This is a genomic window from Endozoicomonas sp. (assembly GCF_051008435.1).
Taxonomy (GTDB): domain Bacteria; phylum Pseudomonadota; class Gammaproteobacteria; order Pseudomonadales; family Endozoicomonadaceae; genus Endozoicomonas_A.
In genome coordinates, this window is record NZ_JBPCXO010000544.1 from 1 (window position 1) to 4,388 (window position 4,388).

A 4,388-nucleotide genomic window follows, 5' to 3' on the forward strand; every position below is an offset into this window, starting at 1 on the left:
GGCAGCAAGTTTGATTAGATATTTGCACTCTGGAGGAATAGTAATGGTGGTCATGGCAGCTACAGTCGTCAAGAGGGGAAAAGTGGCACTTTACTGCGGTAAGCTTTCTTGTGCCACTTCCCTAAGCTGGGGCAGGCATTCTAGCTAGCTAGCTTCATTCAGTCAGACTTTGCCAGTGCCTCTACTGATGAAGATTGCAGCGCTATGACGAGCTGATTTTTCCAGACGATCCGTTTTTCGAAACTCATAAACCTCACCAAAAAGACATTCAGATCTCATCTCAGTCCATGAGTTCATCTTTCAACCTTCCTGCTTTCCGGCCTTCAAGCCTTCAAGCCTTCAAGCCTTCAAGCCTTTAAAATGATGAGACCAACCATCTAAGTCATAAGACTTACCCGCAATCCGGCAGGTCAATAAGAATAACCTCTTATACCAGAACGTTTGAACCAATTAGAAAATAGTACGTTAATCTAAAATCTGCTGAACACACCTAATGTCCAAAAATGCCCTTAGCGGGAAAAAAATAAAGCTTATTGCAATGTCCATGCTCCTGGTAGCTGGATTTCAAAATGCATTGGCTGCTGAGCCTTCAGCTAACAAACAAAACGCTGTACAAAACGATGCAGCCGGCGTTCCCTTCCTGTTCAGCTCTGAGGACTGGGGAACGGCTTTTGGTGGTGCTGGGATTATTAAGGGCGCAGGTCAGCCACAGGCTTCCCTGTTTGGCACCGTTATCGCTTCCAGCAATGGTTCTGCCCTGATATACACCGGCCTCCATGATGTCATTATTCCAGGCCTTGAGCAGATGCTGGTCAGTGTGAATGCGCTCTATGGTAATTACACACAGTCCAGCTACTACCTGCCCGGTAACCCCAATTTTAACGGTGAGCATCCAGGCAATAATGACTCAAGCAAAGAAAACTTCATCACCACCAGCAGCGTTGAGCAAAGGTACGCAGCCCGCTTTAAATACATTTTACCCATTGCTGAAGGACAAGATGGCGCTCTTGCCAGTTTGAAACAGGCTTCGTTGGGCAACGCCTCTGCAGGTAGAGTATGGAATCCCCTGACATCAGGCATCAGTTCTTTCGAAGTTCAGCCTTTCTACGAGAGTCAGGAGCTTGATGATTTCTCTCCGGACTCAGCGGACAGGGCAGCAGGGATCAAATTTATTCTGGATTACGACAACCGTAACTCCAACCAGCTTCCCACCCGAGGCAGCCATACAACGTTCACCTACACCAAAGACTGGGGCAGTGAGAACCGGGCTGACTGGGCCACCTGGGAATTCGAGTTCAGCAAATTCATAGACCTGGGTAGTAACGAATACCTTGATCAGCAGGTCATCGCCTTCAATGCCTGGATTGCTGATACGCCGACCTGGAACGATACAACTCATGTGAATGGCGTAGAGGAATACAAACGACCTCCTTCCTTTGCCGGCGTTTCTCTTGGGGGCTGGGACAAGCTGAGAGGTTACAATACAGATCGTTTCTATGGTCGATCCGCTGTTTCATACAGCCTTGAGTTCCGTGCTATTCCTCACTGGCAACCTCTTGAAGATCTACCCATTATCGGGCCTCTGTACGATATTCCCTGGTGGCAATGGACCCTGTTTGTTGATGCCGGCCGGGTAGCAGACGACTTCGATCTGGGAGAACTTCATAGCGATATGAAATTCAGTGTAGGTGGAGGTATCCGGTTCAAGGTGGAAGGTGTCACCGTCAGAACTGAAATCGCCAGCAGCAAAGAAGACAACCAGCTGCGAATCTTTATCAACCAGCCTTTTTGATCTGCAACCCGTGAGGAAATACCTCCTCACGGGCCCTTTTCTTTCTGCTGCTATTTGGATTTTTTCTGGCACATGCCCACTGCGTGTGTTATATCTAAAAACACATTGAATAACCTTATTTGAATTTGTCAGTCATGAAACTCAACCCCATCAGCAACATTATTATGCTACTAGTCGTGGTGATTATTATTATCACCGCGCGGGGGTCTGTGAGCTGACAGATTAGAGTTTCCTAGAAACCCCCGCACCGAAAGGTCCGGGGGTTTTTTCATATTTGGGGCCTGAAAACCCCAGGAGCAAAACCAGTACATTGCTCCGAACAGAGAGGATTGATCCATGCTAAACGTCAACAACAAACTGATTATTGCAGTTCTAATCCTGGTCATCGCGGCATGGATTGTGGCAGTCGTCATCCTTCCGGAGCTGCTGCTGATTATCCTCCCTGTTGCCATTTTCTTCTCTGCGCAGCAGTGGTTTGAATTAAGTACTCGTAAACCTGTACGTATCAAGGCTGAAGTTCATACCAAGCAGGAGAGAGGACAGCCCCATGAACGGCGCTAATGCACTGGTAAAAAATCTCTCTCAACGGGGAATCCAGCACGTTTTCGGCTATCCCGGCGGCACCATCATGCCGGTGTACGATGCTCTTCTTGAATCCAATATTGATCACCTTCTTTGCCGACATGAACAGGGCGCCGCTTTCGCTGCTATTGGCTATGCCAGAGCCAGTGGAAAAACCGGAGTCTGTATTGCCACTTCCGGTCCCGGCGCTACCAATCTGATCACAGCTTTATCCGATGCCATGCTGGACTCCATTCCAATGGTTGCTATCACCGGCCAGGTGCCTACCGCCGTGATGGGAACGGATGCCTTTCAGGAAATCGATATTCTGGGTATGACACTGGGCTGCACCAAACACAGCTTTCTGGTGACGGATCCCAATGATATCTGCGAGACCCTGAACAAAGCTTTCAACCTCGCCCAGTCCGGCCGTCCGGGCCCTGTTCTGGTTGATCTCCCAAAAGATATTCAACAGTCAGAAGCTCATTATGCGCCACCACTGGATGTGATAGAGGAAAGAGCAGCTGACTGCTTTAACAAAATCGATACCGCCATTACCCTGCTTCAGAAAAGCCACAAACCGATTGCCTACGTAGGCGGCGGTGTTGGTATGGCCAATGCGATAGACGAGCTTCGTGAATTCTTAACAGAAACCGGAATCCCCAGTGTTTGCACCTTGAAAGGCATTGGAGCGGTTCGCCCTGATGATCAGGGGTATCTCGGTATGCTGGGGATGCATGGGGCCCGGGCAGCCAATCTGGCAGTTCAGGAATGCGACTTGTTGATTGCCATCGGAGCCCGTTTTGATGACCGGGTAACCGGCAAACTTGAGAGTTTTGCTCCCAACGCCAAAGTCATTCATCTCGATATTGATCCGGCAGAGTTTGGCAAGCGCCGCCTTGCAAACGTCAGTTTGAGTGGCTGCCTTAAAAAAAACCTCAGCAGCCTGACCATCACACTCAAGCAGGAAGACTGGTTGCAACACTGTAAAACCAGCCGTGCTTCCAGCCAATGGTGCTACGACAAACCCGGTGAAGATATCTTTGCGCCACTGCTTCTGAAACAGTTATCCGAAGCCACCAGCGAGAACTCGGTGATCAGCTGTGATGTAGGTCAACATCAGATGTGGGTGGCCCAGCACATGAACTTTTATCACCCCAGCAACCACCTTTCCAGTGCAGGGCTGGGCACCATGGGCTTTGGGCTCCCTGCCGCCATCGGTGCGGCGGTTTCTAGACCGGAAGATGACGTGATACTGGTCTCCGGCGATGGCTCTTTCATGATGAACGTGCAGGAGCTGGCTTCAATCAAAAGAAAACAACTGCCTGTCAAAATTGTCTTACTCGACAACCAGCGGCTGGGGATGGTGAAGCAATGGCAGGAACTCTTCTTTGACCAGCGTTACAGTGAAACCGACCTTTCGGACAACCCTGACTTTGTCACCCTGGCCAAAGCCTTTGGTATTGAAGGCAGAATGATCACCGAAAGACAGGAAGTGCTCCCAGCGCTGGAAGAAATGCTCCAGGCTCCCGGGGCGAGAATTCTTCATGTTTGTATTGATCAGCGAGAAAATGTCTGGCCCCTGGTTCCTCCCGGTGCCGCTAACCACGAGATGATGGAGGCTAAAGCATGAGTCATTCCAAAACCAACTACTCACTGAGCATTCAGTGCCATAAAAAACCAGAGATGATGGAACGACTCCTGCGGGTGGTCAGACACCGGGGATTTGACCTTGAGAGCGTCTCTATGAGCAGCTCCGAATGTGGGAAAATGGTTTCTGCCGATATCGATGTCTGCAGTGAGCGCCCCATAGAAATGCTCACCAGCCAGATTGAAAAGCTTTATGATGTTCTTCAGGTTCGCCAGCCCATGGCCGCTAAGGCAATGCCTCAGGAAGGCGTCCTCTAACCCGGATATTTCATAAACATGCTCCCGCTCTCACTTGCCCTTTGCCGCTCTAAGGGAGTTTTACTCAGTCGACCGTACTCCCCGGTACGGCACTCCTTCGCAAAATCCCTTAGAGCGACAAATGCCT

5 protein-coding genes are annotated in these 4,388 nt (G+C 49.9%); 4 read left to right on the plus strand and 1 reads right to left on the minus strand.

What is annotated here, in order from left to right:
* Positions 1-162 precede the first annotated feature (162 nt).
* Positions 163-297: a hypothetical protein gene (locus ACR2PX_RS28115; protein WP_434002666.1), complete on the minus strand. Its 135-nt coding sequence runs from the start codon at positions 295-297 to the stop codon at positions 163-165.
* 241 nt (positions 298-538) lie between these two features.
* Between ACR2PX_RS28115 and ACR2PX_RS28120 the strand changes: the two genes are divergently transcribed.
* From ACR2PX_RS28120 to ilvM, 4 genes are all read left to right on the plus strand, one after another.
* A complete protein-coding gene (locus ACR2PX_RS28120; protein WP_434002667.1) occupies positions 539-1,792 on the plus strand; it encodes a hypothetical protein in 1,254 nt (417 codons plus the stop codon).
* Positions 1,793-2,128: 336 nt separating this feature from the next.
* Entirely contained in the window at positions 2,129-2,353 is a 225-nt protein-coding gene (locus ACR2PX_RS28125; protein WP_434002668.1) for a hypothetical protein, read from the plus strand.
* Entirely contained in the window at positions 2,340-3,986 is a 1,647-nt protein-coding gene (ilvG, locus tag ACR2PX_RS28130; RefSeq protein WP_434002669.1) for an acetolactate synthase 2 catalytic subunit, read from the plus strand. The genes ACR2PX_RS28125 and ilvG overlap by 14 nt, the downstream gene beginning before the upstream one ends.
* Entirely contained in the window at positions 3,983-4,261 is a 279-nt protein-coding gene (ilvM, locus tag ACR2PX_RS28135; protein WP_434002670.1) for an acetolactate synthase 2 small subunit, read from the plus strand. The genes ilvG and ilvM overlap by 4 nt, the downstream gene beginning before the upstream one ends.
* Positions 4,262-4,388 lie beyond the last annotated feature (127 nt).

Excerpts from the sequence above, each read along its gene's own strand:
- ACR2PX_RS28115 (WP_434002666.1), bottom strand. The coding sequence starts at position 297 with ATGAACTCATGGACTGAGATGAGATCTGAATGTCTTTTTGGTGAGGTT.
- ACR2PX_RS28120 (WP_434002667.1), top strand. The coding sequence starts at position 539 with ATGTCCATGCTCCTGGTAGCTGGATTTCAAAATGCATTGGCTGCTGAG.
- ACR2PX_RS28125 (WP_434002668.1), top strand. The coding sequence starts at position 2,129 with ATGCTAAACGTCAACAACAAACTGATTATTGCAGTTCTAATCCTGGTC.
- ilvG (WP_434002669.1), top strand. The coding sequence starts at position 2,340 with ATGAACGGCGCTAATGCACTGGTAAAAAATCTCTCTCAACGGGGAATC.
- ilvM (WP_434002670.1), top strand. The coding sequence starts at position 3,983 with ATGAGTCATTCCAAAACCAACTACTCACTGAGCATTCAGTGCCATAAA.